The 18,053-nt window shown below is 66.8% G+C and carries 13 protein-coding genes and 1 tRNA gene; 5 read left to right on the top strand and 9 right to left on the bottom strand.

Going from position 1 to position 18,053, the window contains the following annotated elements; translation table 11 throughout:
- Positions 1–234: 234 nt before the first annotated feature.
- From thrC to ACFV1J_RS28340, 5 genes are all read right to left on the bottom strand, one after another.
- Positions 235–1,317, bottom strand: a complete 1,083-nt coding sequence (gene thrC, locus ACFV1J_RS28360) for a threonine synthase (protein WP_385862706.1) — start codon at positions 1,315–1,317, stop codon at positions 235–237.
- Between the two features lie 8 nt (positions 1,318–1,325).
- Positions 1,326–2,618, bottom strand: a complete 1,293-nt coding sequence (locus ACFV1J_RS28355; protein ID WP_385862703.1) for a homoserine dehydrogenase — start codon at positions 2,616–2,618, stop codon at positions 1,326–1,328.
- Between the two features lie 150 nt (positions 2,619–2,768).
- A complete protein-coding gene (gene lysA / locus ACFV1J_RS28350) occupies positions 2,769–4,160 on the bottom strand; it encodes a diaminopimelate decarboxylase (RefSeq protein ID WP_385862701.1) in 1,392 nt (463 codons plus the stop codon).
- A 31-nt stretch (positions 4,161–4,191) separates the two neighbouring features.
- The gene (gene nrtL / locus ACFV1J_RS28345) at positions 4,192–5,505 is read right to left on the bottom strand and encodes an ArgS-related anticodon-binding protein NrtL (RefSeq protein ID WP_385862699.1); all 1,314 of its coding nucleotides are present in this window, start codon (positions 5,503–5,505) and stop codon (positions 4,192–4,194) included.
- Between the two features lie 74 nt (positions 5,506–5,579).
- The gene (locus tag ACFV1J_RS28340) at positions 5,580–6,251 is read right to left on the bottom strand and encodes a PleD family two-component system response regulator (RefSeq protein WP_385862798.1); all 672 of its coding nucleotides are present in this window, start codon (positions 6,249–6,251) and stop codon (positions 5,580–5,582) included.
- A 280-nt stretch (positions 6,252–6,531) separates the two neighbouring features.
- On the opposite strand from ACFV1J_RS28340, the gene ACFV1J_RS28335 reads away from it, so the two are divergent.
- From ACFV1J_RS28335 to ACFV1J_RS28325, 3 genes are all read left to right on the top strand, one after another.
- Positions 6,532–6,603 (top strand) — tRNA-Arg (locus ACFV1J_RS28335).
- An 11-nt stretch (positions 6,604–6,614) separates the two neighbouring features.
- Positions 6,615–6,851, top strand: coding sequence for a hypothetical protein (locus ACFV1J_RS28330; protein ID WP_385862697.1), 237 nt, complete (start codon positions 6,615–6,617; stop codon positions 6,849–6,851).
- A gap of 21 nt (positions 6,852–6,872) precedes the next feature.
- Positions 6,873–7,322, top strand: coding sequence for a very short patch repair endonuclease (locus tag ACFV1J_RS28325; RefSeq protein ID WP_385862695.1), 450 nt, complete (start codon positions 6,873–6,875; stop codon positions 7,320–7,322).
- On the opposite strand, the gene ACFV1J_RS28320 is transcribed toward ACFV1J_RS28325, so the two are convergent.
- Genes ACFV1J_RS28320 through ACFV1J_RS28305 form a run of 4 tightly spaced genes read right to left on the bottom strand, consistent with a single transcriptional unit; the run spans position 7,273 to position 13,050 of the window.
- Entirely contained in the window at positions 7,273–7,893 is a 621-nt protein-coding gene (locus tag ACFV1J_RS28320) for a hypothetical protein (RefSeq protein WP_385862693.1), read from the bottom strand. The genes ACFV1J_RS28325 and ACFV1J_RS28320 overlap by 50 nt on opposite strands.
- Positions 7,893–9,545 carry a helicase-related protein gene (locus tag ACFV1J_RS28315; protein WP_385862691.1) on the bottom strand — a complete coding sequence of 551 codons (1,653 nt, stop codon included), beginning with the start codon at positions 9,543–9,545 and terminating at the stop codon, positions 7,893–7,895. The genes ACFV1J_RS28320 and ACFV1J_RS28315 overlap by 1 nt, the downstream gene beginning before the upstream one ends.
- Positions 9,542–11,899, bottom strand: a complete 2,358-nt coding sequence (locus ACFV1J_RS28310) for an ATP-binding protein (RefSeq protein WP_385862688.1) — start codon at positions 11,897–11,899, stop codon at positions 9,542–9,544. Before ACFV1J_RS28310 ends, ACFV1J_RS28315 begins: the two co-directional genes overlap by 4 nt.
- Positions 11,896–13,050 carry a DNA cytosine methyltransferase gene (locus tag ACFV1J_RS28305; RefSeq protein WP_385862686.1) on the bottom strand — a complete coding sequence of 385 codons (1,155 nt, stop codon included), beginning with the start codon at positions 13,048–13,050 and terminating at the stop codon, positions 11,896–11,898. The genes ACFV1J_RS28310 and ACFV1J_RS28305 overlap by 4 nt, the downstream gene beginning before the upstream one ends.
- 1,074 nt (positions 13,051–14,124) lie before the next feature.
- Here ACFV1J_RS28305 and ACFV1J_RS28300 point away from each other — a divergent pair.
- Both ACFV1J_RS28300 and ACFV1J_RS28295 read left to right on the top strand, forming a co-directional pair.
- Positions 14,125–15,075 (top strand): DUF3800 domain-containing protein, encoded by a 951-nt coding sequence (locus ACFV1J_RS28300; protein WP_385862684.1) that lies wholly within the window; start codon positions 14,125–14,127, stop codon positions 15,073–15,075.
- Between the two features lie 1,013 nt (positions 15,076–16,088).
- Positions 16,089–17,978 (top strand): DNA/RNA helicase domain-containing protein, encoded by a 1,890-nt coding sequence (locus tag ACFV1J_RS28295; RefSeq protein ID WP_385862682.1) that lies wholly within the window; start codon positions 16,089–16,091, stop codon positions 17,976–17,978.
- The last annotated feature ends 75 nt before the right edge of the window (positions 17,979–18,053 follow it).

The following is an 18,053-nucleotide window of genomic DNA, read 5'->3' as shown; positions in this document are numbered from 1 at the left end:
CACTGCGTTATGCCGTGGGGAGGGGAGTTGGCTGCCAGCCTATCGAAGGAAGGTTCTGTCGCGACATAGGGCGCACAGGAGGCGCACGATGCGTGTCGCGCGCCTTCCCGTGCCCCGATGGCTGCGCCCTCGGGCTTTGCAGTCTTTGCACAGTTTGCTGTGCGGGTCGGTGACCGGACGCCGGTGTCCGGTCACCGGGCGCCGTACGGGCCGTCGGGCCCGTACGGCCGCGTCCTAGGCGAGACCGAGTCGCTCGGCCGCCGCGGCCGCGTCGATCGGGACCGTGACCGGCTGCGGCGCACCGGCGACCGCCCAGTCCGGGTCCTTCAGGCCGTTGCCGGTGACCGTGCAGACGATGCGCTGACCCGGGTCGACCTTGCCCTGCTCGGCGGCCTTGAGCAGACCGGCCACCGAAGCGGCCGAGGCGGGCTCCACGAACACGCCCTCCTGCGCGGCCAACAGCCGGTACGCGGCCAGGATTTGACGGTCGGTCACCTCGTCGATGAAGCCGCCCGACTCGTCCCGCGCGCGCTCCGCGTTCGCCCACGAGGCGGGGTTGCCGATGCGGATCGCGGTGGCGATGGTCTGCGGCTCCTTGACGGGCTCGCCGCGCACGATCGGTGCGGAGCCGGAGGCCTGGAAGCCCCACATCCGCGGGGTGCGGGAGGCGATGCCGTCGGCCGCGTACTCCTGGTAGCCCTTCCAGTACGCGGTGATGTTGCCGGCGTTGCCGACCGGCAGCACGTGGATGTCCGGGGCGTCGTCGAGCATGTCGACGATTTCGAAGGCCGCGGTCTTCTGACCCTCGATGCGCACCGGGTTGACGGAGTTCACAAGTGCGACCGGGTAGTTGTCGGACAGGCTGCGGGCCAGCGTCAGGCAGTCGTCGAAATTGCCGTCGATCTGCAGGATCTTCGCGCCGTGCACCAGCGCCTGACCCATCTTGCCGAGCGCGATCTTGCCCTGCGGGACGAGCACCGCGCAGACCATGCCGGCGCGCACGGCGTACGCGGCGGCCGAGGCGGAGGTGTTGCCGGTCGAGGCGCAGATGACCGCCTTGGCGCCCTCCTCCTTGGCGCGGGTGATCGCCATCGTCATGCCGCGGTCCTTGAAGGAACCGGTGGGGTTGGCACCCTCGACCTTGAGGTGCACCTCACAGCCGGTGCGCTCGGAGAGCACCTGGGCGGGCACCAGCGGCGTCCCGCCCTCGCGGAGGGTGACGACCTCGGTCGTGTCGCTGACCGGCAGCCGGTCGCGGTATTCCTCGATGATTCCGCGCCACTGACGGCTGGTGGTGGCGGTGGGATTGGCAGACATGGGTTCCTTTACTCCCCTTCGACCCGCATGATGCTGGCGACGCCGCGTACGGTGTCCAGCTCGCGCAGCGCCCCGACGGTCGACGACAGGGCCGCGTCGGCGGCCCGGTGGGTGACGACGACGAGAGAGGCCTCGCCGTCCTTGCCCTGCTGGCGGACCGTATCGATCGATACGCCGTGTTCGGCGAAGACCGTCGCGACCTGCGCCAGAACGCCGGGCTTGTCGGCCACGTCGAGACTGATGTGGTACCGCGTGACGACCTCGCCCATCGGGCTGACCGGCAGCGCGGTGTACGCCGACTCCCCGGGGCCGGTGGCGCCGGCGAGCTTGTTGCGGCAGACCGCGACCAGGTCGCCGAGCACCGCGGAGGCGGTCGGCGCACCGCCCGCGCCGGGCCCGTAGAACATCAGCTGGCCGGCCGCGTCGGCCTCCACGAAGACCGCGTTGTACGCCTCCCGGACGGAGGCCAGCGGATGGGTCAGCGGGATCATCGCCGGGTGCACCCGGGCGGTCACCGACTCCCCGTCCGCCGCCCGCTCGCAGATCGCCAGCAGCTTGACCGTGCATCCCATGCGCCGGGCGGAGGCGATGTCGGCGGCGGTGACCTCGGTCAGGCCCTCGCGGTGCACATCGTCGATGGTGACGCGGGTGTGGAAGGCGATCCCGGCGAGGATCGCGGCCTTGGCGGCGGCGTCGAAGCCCTCCACGTCGGCGGTCGGGTCGGCCTCCGCGTAACCGAGGGCGGTCGCCTCGTCCAGCGCCTCGCTGTAGCCGGCGCCGGTCGACGCCATCCGGTCGAGGATGAAGTTGGTGGTGCCGTTGACGATGCCGAGGACGCGGTTCACCTTGTCGCCGGCCAGCGACTCGCGCAGCGGCCGGACCAGCGGGATCGCGCCGGCGACGGCGGCCTCGTAGTACAGGTCCGCGCCGTTGGCCTCGGCCGCCGCGTGCAGCGCAGCGCCGTCCGCGGCCACCAGCGCCTTGTTGGCGGACACCACGCTCGCGCCGTGCTCGAAGGCGGTGGTGATCAGTGTCCGGGCGGGCTCGATGCCGCCGATGACCTCGATGACGACGTCGATGTCGCCCCGTTTGACGAGCGCGGTGGCGTCGGTGGTGACCAGCTCGGCCGGCACGCCCTCGCGCACCCGGTCGGGGCGGCGGACCGCGATCCCGGCCAGCTCCACGGGCGCGCCGATACGGGCCGCGAGGTCGTCCGCGTGCGTCGTCATGATGCGCGCCACCTCTGAGCCGACAACACCACAGCCCAGCAGCGCCACCTTCAGCGGACGCGTACGCATCATTCGACCTCTGCTTCTCATCGATCAGCGATTTCCGTCTTGCTCATGCACAAGACTCATGCACCAGTCTCACGCACCGGACGTCAGTTTCCGTCCGTCGTCCGGATACCGAGACATTTATTTCATCCGGGGCCGGCCCCCGGCGATCCGGCCCTACCCGACATCCAGGCGCAGGAGATCTTCCTCCGTCTCGCGCCGGACGATCACCCGGGCCGCACCGTCCTTCACGGCCACCACCGGCGGCCGCAGCGCGTGGTTGTAATTGCTCGCCATGGACCGGCAGTACGCCCCGGTCGCCGGCACCGCGAGCAGGTCCCCCGGCGCGACATCGGCCGGCAGGAACGCATCACGGACGACGATGTCGCCACTCTCACAGTGCTTGCCGACCACCCGCGACAGCATCGGCTCGGCGTCCGAGGTCCGGGAGACGAGGGCCACGCTGTACTCGGCGTCGTAGAGCGCGGTGCGGATGTTGTCCGACATCCCGCCGTCCACGGACACGTACGTCCGCAGCCCCTCCAGCTCCTTGACCGTGCCGACCTCGTAGAGCGTGAAGGCCGTCGGCCCGACGATCGCCCGGCCCGGCTCGACCGACAGCCGCGGCACGCCCAGCCCCGCGGCCCGGCACTCCTTGGTCACGATCTCGTTCAGCGCCTTGGCGATCTCGTGCGGCTCGCGCGGATCGTCCTCGGAGACGTACGCGATCCCGAGCCCGCCGCCGAGGTCGATCTCCGGCAGCTCGATCCCGTGCTCGTCGCGCACCTCGGTCAGCAGCTGCACGACCCGGCGCGCGGAGACCTCGAAGCCCGCCATGTCGAAGATCTGCGACCCGATGTGGCTGTGGATCCCGATCAGTTCGAGCCCGTCCAGCTTCAGCGCCCGCCGCACGGCCTCCGCGGCCTGCCCGCCGGCCAGCGCGATGCCGAACTTCTGGTCCTCGTGCGCGGTCGCGATGAACTCGTGGGTATGCGCCTCGACACCGACCGTGACCCGGATCTGCACCCGCTGGCGCTTGCCGAGCTTCTCGGCGATGTGCGCGACCCGCACGATCTCCTGGAACGAGTCGAGCACGATCCGCCCCACCCCGGCCTCCACGGCCCGGGTGATCTCCTCGGTGCTCTTGTTGTTCCCGTGCAGCGCGATCCGCTCGGCGGGCATCCCGGCCGAGAGGGCGGTGGCGAGCTCACCGCCCGAACACACGTCGAGGTTGAGCCCCTCCTCGTGCAGCCACCGCACGACGGCCCGGGACAGGAACGCCTTCCCGGCGTAGAACACGTCGGCGTCCGGGCCGAAGGCGTCGCGCCAGGCCCGGCAGCGCGCACGGAAGTCCTCCTCGTCCAGGAAGTACGCCGGCGTGCCGAATTCCTCGGCCAGCGCACGGACGTCCAGCCCGCCGACGGTCACCGCACCGTCGGCATTGCGCCGGACCGTACGCGACCAGACGTGCCGGTCAAGGGTGTTGAGGTCGGCGGGCGGCCCGGCGTAGTGCCCCTCGGGAAGGACGTCGGCGTGCCGGGGCCCGGCGGGGTGCGCGGAACGGCTCATAACAGGAAGATCCCCTCAAGAATTCACAAGCTCAGAGGTGTTCGGGTGCGGAGATGCCGAGCAGTCGCAGGCCGTTGGCGAGCACCGTCCCGGCGGCCTCGGCAAGGGCCAGCCGGGCACGGTGCACGGCCAAGGGTTTCTGCTCCCCGACGGGCAGCGGCGGACACCCGCCGTGCCACCGGAAGAACGCCTCCGCCGTCGCCTCCAGATGCCGCACCACCCGATCCGGCGCCCGCAGCCGCGCGGCGACCTCGACGGCGGAGGGGTAGGTGGCGAGCAGGGTGTGCAGATCCCGAAGCACGTCACGAAGGGCAGCGAGCTGGACGGGTGGGTGGGCGGGCGCGGGGGTGGGGGTTGTGGCGGGCCCGGGGGCCGGGGCGAGGGCCGGGGCGGGGGCAGGGACGACGGCGGGGGCGCTACCCGGACCGTCCACGGCCGTGCCCGGCCCGTTCCCGAGGATCTCCCCCGGCCGGGAGGCGAACCCCAGGTCATCGGCGTTCCGGACCAACGCCCGCACCCTCGCGTACGCGTACTGCACCAGGAACCGCGGATTACCCTCCCGCTGCACCGGCCGCTCCGGCACCCGCACCGGATCATGAGCGGCGGGCCGCAACAACACCCACCGCGCTTCATCACTCCCGAGCCGAGCGACCAACACGGCCAGCTCATCGGGCTCGTCGGCCGTATCCAGCGCGTGGGGCTCGTCGGCCCTGTCCGGCTCGTTGGATTCGACGGGCTCGTCGGCCCTCTCCCGCCCGTTGGGCTCATCGGGCCGCTGCTGGAGGGGTGACCGGACGCCATGCCCCACCGCCGCATCGATCCGCGCCAGCGCCTCGGCAACGACGATGTCGCGGGCACGACGGGAGCCAGTGACCGGCCGAGCGCCCACGGGACGGGGAACGGAAGGACTCACCGCACCCGAGCGAGACGCGACGGGCGAAGAGGAAGACGTAACGGACGAGGGGGGAGACGTGACGGACGCGGGGGGAGACGTGACGGACGAGCGGGTGCCGTAAGCGGCCCCCTGCGTCAGGATCTGGCGCACGAGGTCGACCAGCGCCCCGTCCCCCAACGTGAAGTTCAGAAAACCCGGCCCGGCGATCTCGACCCGGTCGATCCCCGGGCTCCCCGCCAGCCGCTTCCGCAGAATCTCGGCGACCTCCCGGGCGGGCCGTCCCGCGGGTCCGGCGAGCTGCAGCGCGACGTTCGATGCGTAGTCCCCACACCCGGGCCGCTTGGGCGGCCGCACCACGATCCGCGCCGGCACCGGCACGGAGAGCTCCCGATCCTCAACGGCACCGCGCACGGAGCGCAGGACGGTACGGGAGAGCTCAGCGGGGGTCACGGGACAAGCGTATGGGAGACCGGGGTCATCGACGCGACCGGTTTCGCCCTGTGGACAGCATCCGCACGCCTCAGCTACCCCGCCCCGTGCTCCCCACCCGTCCCGACATGCCCACGGGACGAGGACGACTGGGCCCCCTCCCCCGCACCGACATGCCCACGGGAGGAATGCCCATGAGAGGAATGCTCAGGGGAGGAATGCCGATGGGACGAGGGCCGGGCACCATCCCCCTCAGCCCCGGTAGCGCTGGTAACCCCGGTAGCCCCCGTATCCCCGTCTCCCCCGTCCTCCCGCCGGCCGCCGCCGTACTCCGACTCTTCGCCCCCGCCCTCGGGCCCACCCCCGGATCCGGCCGGACCTGCCCCGGCCGCGGGGTGTCCCCCCGCCCCCCACTGCAGTTCCCGGTCCCGCTGCCGCCCCTCACGCACCAGCATTCCCACCGTCCGCACCAGCTCCGTGGGCTCGAACGGCTTCGCAAGGAACGCATCCACGCCCACCGACTCGCCGTTGTCCACCTCGCCCTCCGTGCAGGCGCTGACGATGGCGATCGGGATGTCCCAGGTCCGCGGATCGGACCGCAGGCGCGCCGCGGTATGCAGACCGTTGAGCCGCGGCATCACGACATCCAGGGTCACGACATCAGGTCTCACGTGGTGCACGACATCCAGACATTCGGCACCATCAGCCGCGGTCACGACCTCGAAGCCCTCCAGCTCAAGGTTGACCCTGATCAACTGCCGGATCACCTTGTTGTCATCCACAACAAGGATCCGACCGGACAAGCCAGGCACACCATGAGACTAGGGGCCGACCTGCGGCGCCGTCCCGGTTTTGCCCACTTCCGCCCCCATGCGAGGGACCTTTCCCCGACCACCACCGCCACCCCACCCCGATGCGCTAAGGCCCTGCCCACAGGTGCCGCCGGGCCCGAACAGCCCTCCCTTCCACCCCCTCCCCAAACCTGTTCATGAACACCCCATCGGAACTGGTAGGGTTCTACCCGTCGCCGCAAAACACAGCGGCAACGCCCCCGTAGCTCAGGGGATAGAGCAACGGCCTCCGGAGCCGTGTGCGCAGGTTCGAATCCTGCCGGGGGCACCTTGGATTAGGTGCCTAAAGACCCCGTCACCAGCGGAAACGCTGCGGTCGGGGTCTTCGCGTATGTGCAGGCGTATGCGGCCCGGACTGAAGTCGGTGTTAGGCTGACGACCGTTTCCTTCGCTTCGCCCCATACGACCGGCGGCTGGTGGATCTCGACTGGCGACCTCGTCGTGGACTTCGTTCTAGTGGATCTCGTCGGCGTCTTGACGGACGTGTGGACTGTCGAGGTCGCCGCTGGAGTCTAAGAGTTCGGGTGGAGGGGTCCGATGTCTGCGGGTGTCGACCCGGTCGTCAGTGCGCGTATGTCCCGAATCCGAGGGCGCGACACCGCGCCCGAAAGAAAAGTGCGTCGGGAGTTGCATCGGCGCGGTCTCCGGTACCGGGTGAACTTCAAGCCCGTGTCCACGTTGCAGCGGACAGTCGACATCGCCTTCACAAGGCAGCGAGTCGCCGTCCTGATCGACGGGTGCTTCTGGCATGGCTGTCCGGAGCACTTTCGGCCGGCAAAGGGGGATCGGAAGGAGTTTTGGGCGGCCAAGGTCGCTGAGAATCAACGCCGTGATCAGGACTCCACCAAGGCCTTCACGTCGGCGGGATGGACCGTTCTTCGCTTTTGGGAGCACGCTGACCCGATCGAGGTGGCCGACAAGATCGAGGACGAAGTGATCAGACGGTCCGTAAGTCGACGGTCGCCTTCCGAGAGACCGTGTAGGTGACCTGCTCGCATCGTGCTCTCAAGATGGTGGCTAGCGAGAGCGCAAGGTGCCAATCGTCGTCGGGCAGCGGTGCGGTGTTGGGCTTGGTGACGGCGATGGTGATCGATTGCGACTCGGACTCCGCCCGTCGCAGGCAGGCGTGCCAGACCATGCCCTGCAGGCCGCTCATTGGGCCCCAGGTGATGAAGGCCGACTCACTATCCGGTCCATCAGCGAGGCAACGCATCGGTTTCACGTCCAGTGTCTGCGCGCGAAGGGTCCATCCCGAGCCCATGGCGAGCCGAACGACCGACTGCGGACCGGGGTACTCGCGTGTCGTCATCTGAGCCATCGGCCCGACACCTTCGAGCGCCCGACGGTACTGCTTCGCCGGTCCGTCCTTGATCCACGGGCGTATCTTCTCCGTGGGCATGAATCTAGCGAGTCGCCCGCCGATATTGGGATCCTTGACGAACCGGTCGTACATCTCCGTCGCTGCGGGCGAAGAGACCTCCTCCCATCGCATGGCGTCGAAGTGACGGGCTAGCTCCGCAAAGATCTCCAAGCGGATCGGTTCCGGAAGGGTCGCCATCAGCCCCCCTCGACAGGCGGGAACTCCAAACGGACGCTGTCGTCGGCTCCCCCGAGGTCACCCACGTCGGCCATCCATTGGTCCAGAAGTCCCTTCACCCTCAGGTCCTCGAACTCGAACTGGTTCCGTCCGACTGATACCTGCTCGATCTCGCCCTCGGACACTTGCTCTCGCATGTCGTATACCTCGGCCAACCGTCGGATGTCGCTGACGAAGTCCAATACCTCCACGTGGGTCTTTCCCTTGCGAAGACGGAGTCCGCGGCCAAGCTGCTGCACGAAGATACGTCGACTGTGGGTCACTCGGGCGAAGCAGAGAATGTTGACGTCGGGTACGTCGACGCCCTCGTTGAGGATGTCCACGGCGACGAGGATGGGCACTTCTCCTGTACGGAAGTTGAGCAATCGTGCCCGTCGCTCCCGTGTCTTCAGCCTGGCGTGCAGCGTCTCGGCACACTCCCAGCCGGGCCGTCGGGCGAGCATGTCGCGCATCCGCTCGGCGTGCTCGATCGTCTGACAGAAGACGATGGCCCGCGGGTTCGTGGTCTGGTCCCAGACCTTCTCGAGGTGTCCCCGAACCGACTCGTCCCGCTCGGGGATGAAGAGGCGTTTGTTCAGGTCCTTGATGGAGTAGCCGTGCTCGGAGGCGTGGCGGATGAAGTCCCAATCAATGTTGTCGGCGAACACGCGGTACTTCACGTCCGCGAGGTAGCCCAGTCTCATGCCCTCCGAGATTGACACCCGCTCGACTGGTTCTCCGAAGGTCCGCTCAATGTCGTACCGATCGCCTCGCCAGGGCGTGGCCGTCACACCCATCCGTTTGGCCTTGGGCAGCAGCCGCATCATGGTGGCGTAGTTCCCGGTCTCCCCCACATGGTGTGCCTCGTCCACGATCACCAGCTCGGGGGCGTAGCCCGACTGGATGTAGTCGCGTGCTGTGTTCGATACGCCGAAGGTGACGCCTGGCAGGGAATCGGGTTTCGAATCGCCGTGCAGCAGACGTGTCGGTACGTCTTTAGGGACGTCCCGCCACATCGCCCGTTCGAGTTGCTCCACGAGGTCAATCATGTGCGCGGTGACCAGCACCTTGGCTCCCGGATTGGCGAGAAGGAATCGTCGCAGCAACCTGCCAGCGACGACCGTCTTGCCGAGGCCCGTAGCGAGGTAGATAAGCGCCTCGCCGGCGTCGTCTAGGGCGGCCCAGGCCGCTTCCACCGCACGGTCCTGATAGGGGTGGAGGTCGAACGGCGTAACTCGCTCCGGAGCGCGATCGTAGATCGTCGCCAGCCGTCGGCCATCCCAGAGGGTCACGTTGACTCCGACGTCCCTCAGCGCGTCCGCCCGCTCCTTGGCCTTCTGGGTGAACAGTTGATTGGTGATCACTACCGCTCGGTGGATCGCGTAATGCCGCATCGCCGCGTGGGTTTCGTCCACGGCCTCGCGATCCACATTGCCCGACTTCTTCCATTTTAACTGGAAGATCCAATCCTCACCGTTGAGTCGGCCAAGGAGGTCGGCACCTTTGTCCCCAGGACCATCGATGTTGACCACATCCGTGAACGAGATCAGGCCGAGCAACCGCTCCAGCTGACGCGTGAAGCCCTTCGGGCCTTCCTCGACAAGGAAGGCCGGCTCTAGGAACGATCTGTTCATACTTGGACGATCTCCGCGTCCAGTAGGTCCGCGGTAAGGAGCAAGCGAGACAGTTCCAAGGTGTTCTGCAGGGGTGGACCCACAACCATCCGCTTGAGGTCGGTGAGGAAGGCACTAACACGGGCCACTTGGTCCGTCTGCGTCTCCTCGCCGAGCGCAGCGTAAGTAGTGCGGAACAACCCGCCGTCCAGTACCAGTTCGGGACCGCTCGTAACAAGGTCGAGGACGCCCTCGACTCCCAGGTAGCGCGCGAACTCGCCGTTCTCCACCGCTGCCTTCCAGTCGACGTCCGGTGCCACCGCGATGGCGTACGACTCGGCGGCCCGCTTCGACTGACCGGACAGGGCGGACCAAAACGTGGCCGCGTCCTTCGAGGTGAGGTCGGCGAGCCGATCTCGCAAGCCCTCCAGCAGCATCTCCGCGCGACTACGCACCGAGCTGGAGTCCACCCGGCGGTCCGGGAACTGCTCGAGAATCGATGTCACCAACCCGTCGATGGAGCCTGATATGGAGTACACGTTCTTCAACTGCGGTGCCGCGCAGACGAGCGCGACGTTCAGCGGGGACCACCCGTACCGCGCGATCAGCGTGGTATCGGAGTCCACGTAGATCTCTACCTCGCCAGCTACGATCCGAACCACGGTCGGCTGCCGCTGGCCGTCCTTGAGCAGTTCGACTCCGGAGGTGACGTAGACGCGAAGGATCGCCTGAGCGGTACCAAGGCGAACTCCGCGGTCGGTGTCGGGAAGCAGCGTCGCATGCTCTCTGTACCTCGCGAAGCGTTGCTCTTCGGTCTCCGGCCGTGTCTCTGCGGCCGGCTCCGGCTGCTTCTGATCTTGGGACGGTGAGTGGCCGTCAGCCGCCCCCGTCCCCAGATGTCCAAGCCCCTCCCCCTTGAGCCAGTCATCCTCGTCGGACGGCGGTGCTGGCTCCGGCGGTGGTCCGTGCTTGACCCGATCATGATCGGCCGCGGCCTCATACCATTTGTCGTCGGTCTGATACTCCGGATCCCCGCTGCGGAACTTCTGTGCCCATCTCTTCGCCTCATTGTGGATGGCGGTGCTGCCGTTGCCGGGCATGAGGTACCGGAGACCCGGCTTATTTTCCCGGAAGGCGTTGAAGAACCGGCTCATCGGAGAGTCGTTCTCACGATTGAACAGGCGCTTCGCGAGTTGTGGACGCAAAGGAAGGTCGCCTCGCACCTTCTCGACCATGTACCGCCACTCCGGCGACGACGTGTCGAAGTTGGTCTTGCGGACGTTGACCGGCGCGTGGTCGAGATGGATCTCACCGACGATGCGGCCCATACCGAGTTCGATCGGATACTCCAGCTCAGTGTCTCCGTCTGGCCCCTCCCAGTCGAACAGAGACCTGTCCCTGGTTGTAATCGCACGCCCGCTCCGGAGGAACGTCAGACCGAAGTCGGACTTATCGGCGAACCTCTGCACGCCCAGCCACCCCACGATCCGGCGCTCTCGCTCCTGGATGTCGGTGCTCTCACAATCGACGCACTCGTCGTACCTTGAGGTGTACCAGCGCCCACAGTTCATACAGGCGAAGGCGTTGGTGAGTGGCACGTGGATTACTTCGGCAGCAGGCGCTTCCGCAGCCTTGTACATAACCGACCGGGTCGGGTCCCAGATGCACGGCACGAGAGGGGTCACCTGGCGAGCGTTGACGTACAGGCGCTGGTTCAAACCGCCCATCATCTGCGCGCCCGAATGAGGGCCGTTGGGATCACGCAGCATGTAAGTGTAGATCCGCCCTAGGTTCTTGCTGACCTCCCGGATCGAACTCGCCGACTTCAACTTGGCGACCACGTCTTCGCGGAGGTTCGTCACCGAGACGAGAGTGCCGTGCTCGTCGGGAGCCTTTCGCTCGTAGCGAAGGGGCACCTCGTACGACGACAGCCGCTGCATCTCCCTAAGGTCGATAGTGGCGGTGATCCATCGGTCGTCGCCACGTCGTCCCGTACGGACCACCGTTATCGTGCCAAGGCGGGCCGTGGCGATGTTGAAGCCCATGCCGAATAGGCCGAGGCTGCCGAACCGTTGCTTACCCGACCTGCCGGCGCTCAGGGCGTACTGCAACTCCTCCTGAGACATTCCCCGACCGTTGTCGCTCACGACGACCTTGGCAGCCCGGTTCACCTTGCCCGCCGTGGGCAGGGTGACGTCTATTCGAGGTTCCAGCGTTTCATCGACACGGGTGGCCTCGACGAGTTCGTCGAGACAGTTGTCGATCAACTCGCACAGGCACTGATGAAGTTGGAGGTCGACCTCCGCGATCATCTCCAAGATCCGGGGGGGAGGCGTCAGGTTGAGGGTGTCGGGTCGCGTCTCCGTCTCCGTCATGCTTCGGATCCCTCCGCGCGCAGGGCGGCGTGGACGCTGTCGGCTACGACCCGCGCCAACTCTACTGGCACTGCGTTGCCGAGCTGGCGCATCGCCTTGCCCCAAGGGCCATGCAGCTCGTAGTCGTCCGGGAAGGTCTGCAAGCGGGCACTTTCCCTGACCGTGAAGTAGCGAATGGAACCGTCCGTCTCACGCAGCATGTTCTCGCCGCCGGGGACCCCGTGGCGCCCTGCTTTCAGCGTCTTCGCAGGCCAGTCCACCGGACTACCGGTGTGACCAGGGTAGGAACGAGCTCCCGGTTGAAGGACGTGGTTGAGGACGCCCGCAGTACCTGTCAGCGTTGGCTTGGGAAGACCGGCCAGCGCGTCGCGTATGGTGCGCCAACGCGCTTGGACCTCGTCCGGCCGCAGTTCCGCAGGTATGGGGACCTTAGGCCGTTCCGGGCGTTTCGCCTTGGGCACTTCATGTTCCTGCCAGTACTCACCAGTTGTCCACTGCGCATGCAGAAGCGCCCGCCTCGAGTGTGTGACATGCGGGAATTCCCAGGTCACGTCCAGGTCGTTTCGGAAACCGACCAGGAAGACGCGTTGGCGCTGCTGCGGCACGCCGTAGTCCGCCGCGTTAGCGAAGGCGGGGGTGACCCGATAGGCCAACTCTTGGTTGCTGACGTCCTCGCCTGCCGCCCGGAGCCGCCGCAGGTGATCTCCCCACAGTTCGTCGGGGTTCGCGGCGAGGAGGGGCAGCGAAAGCCTGGCCTGGATGTACTGGAAATAGTCGGCGAACCTCGGGCGCGCCAGACCCCTCACGTTCTCGATGATGAACGCGCGGGGCCTCAGATGGGCGATTGCTTCCGCCGTGGCCGGGAACATGTCACGCTCGTCGTCGTCCGCCTTGCCGCGGCCGCCAATGGAGAACGGCTGGCATGGCGGGCCGGCGGCGACGAGATCCACCTCGTCGGTGATGCGGGACCAGTTGAAGTCCCGCACGTCGCCCTCCTCGACATGCCAGTTCGCGACGAGCTCGTTCCCCCGGGCCTGGTTCTGTCGCACCGTGTCACATGCCCACTTGTCCAACTCCAGCGTTACCAGCGGGTCGAAGCCAGCCTCCTGACAACCCAGCGCGAGCCCACCAGCGCCAGCGAACAACTCCACGCTCGCGAGCCGGGCAGGAGTGTTCCTCATCAATAAGAGGGAGGGGTGGCGAACGGTAACGTTCGCAGGAACGACCGCAGTCTCAGACATGCACTTCTTTCCGACGATAGCCCTAGTCTGAACATCATGATGCCGCACGGTCCGACGACCTCGCCAGGACTTGTTGGTCTCCTGATCGCCTTCCGGGGCTGTGACCGCTTGGCGCCACGGTTCAGGCGACGTCGCCGAGGTAGTCGGCGACCGGATGCTCGCGGTCGTCTCCGCGCCGCCCTTGGACTTTCACCGACTTGGCCAACGTCTGCCGCGCCTAGTACGAGCAAGTGGCGAACCGCGCCAGCATGTTGCAAACGACGTAGTTCAGCGTGCCCGCGATACACGCACCCCTGCCAGTTCGACATCCCGGCCGTGTGATGGACTGTTGTCGGCTGGGGCGCCCGTGTCGTGACCAACGCCGGTACCTGAGGGCAGACCTGAGTAGAGCCACGATCATCCAAACGTCCAGCGCTGTATAGCAGCGAAGTACAGTAACCGTCACGCCTCCATCCAGCCGGCAAAGACCTCAGGCCGAAGAAGCAGTTGCACCCAGAGTCGGCAGCTCAGCAACTAGGCGCGGTCGGCCCCGGACAGCGCCGTGCGAGCCCGAGTACAGGCCAATCTCTGGACCAACCGTGGACCGGTTCTCGTGCCCTCCGCACGGCAAACCTCCTGACCAGGGCTTCCGCCGCCAACCGAAGAGCCCTCCGGAGCCGTGTGCGCAGGTTCGAATCCTGCCGGGGGCACTTCGAGAGAGTGCCAGAACCCCTCGATAGGCAATGTGCCGGTCGAGGGGTCTTTTGTTGTGGTCGGACGAAGCGGCCCTCGCGAGCGCGTGCCGGTAGGCGGTCTTCGTTGGCCGGCGGCAGGGTGCATTTCCGCTGATGCCCCTCTTGATCCCTGAGTGTCGCTCGCCTACTGTCGGCGACAGGACGAACACATAGCTGCGACCGACCTTCTGTTCGGCGTGGCACCTCCTATGGCCGTCCCCGGGGTTCTGGGGGTGGCCATAGCTGTCTCTGCCACCAGGGGGCCCGCACCTTGCATCTCTGCTACCTCGATGAATCCGGCACGGGCCAGCCCTTGAACCCTGAGGTCCCCGACTCGATGCCCGTCCTGGTCATCGGAGGGTTCGCAGTGCCGGAGGCACAGCTCAAGGCGTTGGCATGGGACTTCATCGCGCTGAAGAAGCGGTTCCGTCCCGAGTTGCGCAACCTCCCTCGGCTGACCCAGGTCGTCCACCACGAGGTGAAGGGCGAGACGCTCCGCAAGCCCTTTCGTCGGGCCGGGCGCAATCAGCGCCGGCGGGCTCATGGGTTCCTTGACCACCTCCTGAACATCCTCGAAGAGCGTGACTGCGCTGTCATGGCGCGGATCTGGGTGAAGGAGGACGGCAAGGTGAATGACGATGCCGCCATGTACGCGACCTCGGTGAGTGCCCTCTGTGCGAACTTCGAGCACTACCTCTCCGAGCGTTCGAGCACCGGTATCGCCGTGCTCGACAGCCGTAACCCGACCGACAACCTGGGCAATGTCCACTGCGTAACGACCCGGAAGTTCGGCAAGGGTGGGGACCGTCTGCCGCGTCTTGCGGAATCTCCGCTCTTCGGGCACAGCAACACCCACCTGGGCCTGCAGATCGCCGATTTGATCGTCTCGGCGATCCTGGCTCCGGCAGCGAGTGTGACCTACGCCGGGGATCTTGTCGGCAATGTGCACTGCGACCCGGGCTTCGCCGAAATCCGTGACCGTCATTGCCCACGGCTGCGGAAGCTCCAGCACCGTTATCAGGACGCCAGTGGCAGGTGGACCGGAGGGATCGTGGTCTCGGATGCCCGTGGCCGGCGGTCCGCCCAGGAACTCCTCACTCCTTCCGCCACCGAGACGGTGCCCGGTGTGCCGGCGCAGGGTCATGCCCGGGATGTAGCCGCGGCTCAGGCGTTGGGCGAAGTGATCGCGCCGGCCGCACAGCCGGTTCCGGGACTGCGTTGACCTAAAAGCACCGCACCCCGGTCATTTCTTGCCAACTCGTTCTCGGGTCGCTTCCTCGTTCACGACATGAGCTCCGTGGCTCGAGTTTCACAGGCGCCAGGCAGGCGGCCTGCCGCTGGGGCTTCCTCCTCCTGCCGGCGCTCCGGAGTGTGACGCGAAGCAGGCCTCGGTACCGGACCCGACCTCCTCGTGCGGTGATGCGGACGCCAGCGCCATGCCGACCGGGCTCGCATCGCCCAAGTCCCTTGCAGGGTCCGGTCGATCACCATGAGGTGATCGGTTGTCAGAGGCGCATGTAGGTGCGTACGCTTTCGAACTCAATCTGGCATCAACAGACTTCCGGGTTCTCCCGGACAGGTCTTCCGCCTACACATGGAGTGCACGCGTGCCTTCTTCTCCGCTCGACGACAGGTTCTCAAGAGGGATACGGCCCTCTGCCCCGTCAGCTTCCGGACAGCCCTCAGGTGAGGAGATCGCCGAAAGTCCGCCGACCGGCGATCGTCCACTACCCGCCTGATCCTCTTCCCTCTACCGACGCCCGCGTTCGGCCATGAGGAAACGATCTGCCTTGTGCCGGCGCCGGCGTTCGAAAGGACGACCGTGCTGTCCGACCCTGTCGCCATCGCGGCCTGCGGAGCCACCGCGCTCGTCGCGTGCTGCGCCTTATTCATTGCCGGAAAGATCGCGGCGCACGCACTACGGGACAGTAACTCGGCTGACCGTTCACAGATACTGCGGTCGCTGGCCGACGTATTGCGCTGCCTCCTGACGCCTTGGCGTCGGCGCATGTAGTCCCACCTCCGGCCCGTTTCGCCGAGCCGAAGGGAGTGGCGTGGAGGCCGCTTTTCCTTCGGCTCGGACGGCGGCAGTGGCCGTGAATCACCGAGTTAGAGTTGACACCGATCGTTCAAGCGGCCCGCCGGGCTTCCGTGCCTGATGGACACAGCCATACAGGGTCTTACCGGACACGCCCCCACCCGCTTCAGCCGTACCGTGCTGCCTGGGGGCCCTCTTTGCTTTTTCGCGAATCCGCTGCGACGGTCGCCGCCCGCAACCTCGAAGGGATGCTGGCGTCTCACCTTGCCAACCAGTTCGTGCGCACCCATGGTTACCGGCCCGGGCCTTCCGAGGTCCGCTCCTGGGAACGCAGCATTCCTGCGCTCACCGGCGCCTTGCTCGATGCCGGGCTCGATCAAGTGGAGATGCTGATCGAATACGGTCTGCCGTTGACCAGCAAGCGGGCCGACGTGGTACTGGCCGGCGTACATCCACGGACTCAGGAGCCCTCGTACGTCGTCGTCGAGCTCAAGCAGTGGAGTGAAGCGCATCCGGACGAGGATGACGAGCCGCTCCTCTGCCGTATCGACACCTATGCCCACCCTGTGCTGAACCCCATCGAGCAGGTGCGGGGCTATTGCGACTACTTGGTCTCCTTCAACGGGGCCCTGGCGGCGCATCCGGAGCAAGTGTCCGGGGTGGCGTATCTGCACAATGCGACCGAGTTCGGTGTCGGGGGCCTGTACGAGGCGCCTCAGGACGAGCGCGGAGGGATGTTCACCGCCGAGCGACGTGGTGAATTCCTGGCTTATCTGCAGTCAAAGCTGGCTCCGGCGTCCGGGGCAGCGGCAGCCGACGCACTGCTCGCCGCGGCGACACGGCCGTCCAAGCAGCTGATGAGCGTGGCTGCGCAGGAGGTCCGCGAGCGGGAGCAGTTCGTGCTGCTGGACGAGCAGCGCGTGGCGTACGAGATGGTGCTACGGGCCGTACAGAAGGCGCATGAGTCCGACCACAAGGAAGTGGTGATCGTGACGGGCGGTCCGGGGACCGGGAAGAGCGTGATCGCCCTCTCGCTACTGGGCGAGATGTACCGCCGTGGAATTCCCGCACTGCACGCGACCGGCTCTCAGTCGTTCACCAAGACCATGCGGAAAGTCGCCGGTGCCCGCAAGCGCGAGGTGCAGGATCTCTTCCGGTACTTCAACAGCTTCATCACGGCCAAACGCAACAGTCTCGACGTGCTGATTTGCGATGAAGCGCACCGCATCCGAGAGACGTCGGCCAATCGTTATACCCGCGCCGAGTTCCGCACCGGCAGGCCGCAGGTCGACGAGTTGATCGACGTAGCGCGGGTGCCGGTGTTCCTGCTGGACCAGCACCAGGTCGTCCGCCCGGGTGAGAAGGGCAGGGTGGAAGACATCAGGGCCGCTGCGGAGAGCAGGGGGCTGAGGTGCCGGGAGGTGTCGCTCGACAGTCAGTTCAGATGCGGAGGCAGCGATGCCTATCTCCACTGGGTCGTACGGCTGCTGGGCCTCGAGGACGGCGGTCCGGAGGAATGGCGGCCGGACGGTCGGATGGAACTGACGATTGCCGAATCGCCGGAGGAGATGGAGGCGTTTCTTCAGGAGCGCCAGTCAAAGGGGCATATCGCCCGGATTTCCGCCGGCTACTGTTGGAAATGGTCGGACGCCAAGCCCGGCGAACCGCTTCCCGCAGACGTGGTGATCGGCGACTGGGCGCGCCCTTGGAACCTGAAGGGCGAGCGTTCCGTGATGGGTGCTCCGCCGTCTGCTCTCTGGGCGACCGACCCCGCCGGATTCGGTCAGGTCGGCTGTGTCTATACCGCGCAAGGATTCGAGTACGACTGGAGCGGTGTCATCCTGGGCCCTGATCTCGTCTGGCGGAAAAACCGTTGGATCGTCGAGCCCTCCGCTTCCAAGGACCCGGTGTTCAAACGGTCGACCCCCGCCGAGCAGGTGGACCGACTCATCCGCAACACGTACAAGGTGCTACTGACCCGGGGAATGCTCGGAACGGTCATCTACTCGACCGATCCGGAAACCCGCGCCAAGCTTCGGGAACTGACCGCCTCGAGACACGCTGCGGAACAAGCTGCCACAGTCTGAGCCCGGCCATCGTCCGCCCCGCCGCCGCGGTACTTCTGGGCCATGGGCGGTGCGGTCACCCACTCGGTTCCTGTC

It is taken from the genome of Streptomyces sp. NPDC059649, assembly GCF_042734445.1.
Taxonomy (GTDB): Bacteria; Actinomycetota; Actinomycetes; order Streptomycetales; family Streptomycetaceae; genus Streptomyces.
The sequence above is the reverse complement of the archived record's forward strand: the minus strand, read 5'-3'. Positions and strand labels throughout refer to the sequence as shown.

Coding starts and splice junctions, on each gene's coding strand:
- lysA (WP_385862701.1), bottom strand. CDS start 4,160: ATGAGCCGTTCCGCGCACCCCGCCGGGCCCCGGCACGCCGACGTCCTT.
- ACFV1J_RS28325 (WP_385862695.1), top strand. CDS start 6,873: ATGTCTGCGGGTGTCGACCCGGTCGTCAGTGCGCGTATGTCCCGAATC.
- ACFV1J_RS28315 (WP_385862691.1), bottom strand. CDS start 9,545: ATGAACAGATCGTTCCTAGAGCCGGCCTTCCTTGTCGAGGAAGGCCCG.
- ACFV1J_RS28320 (WP_385862693.1), bottom strand. CDS start 7,893: ATGGCGACCCTTCCGGAACCGATCCGCTTGGAGATCTTTGCGGAGCTA.
- ACFV1J_RS28355 (WP_385862703.1), bottom strand. CDS start 2,618: ATGATGCGTACGCGTCCGCTGAAGGTGGCGCTGCTGGGCTGTGGTGTT.
- ACFV1J_RS28310 (WP_385862688.1), bottom strand. CDS start 11,899: ATGACGGAGACGGAGACGCGACCCGACACCCTCAACCTGACGCCTCCC.
- thrC (WP_385862706.1), bottom strand. CDS start 1,317: ATGTCTGCCAATCCCACCGCCACCACCAGCCGTCAGTGGCGCGGAATC.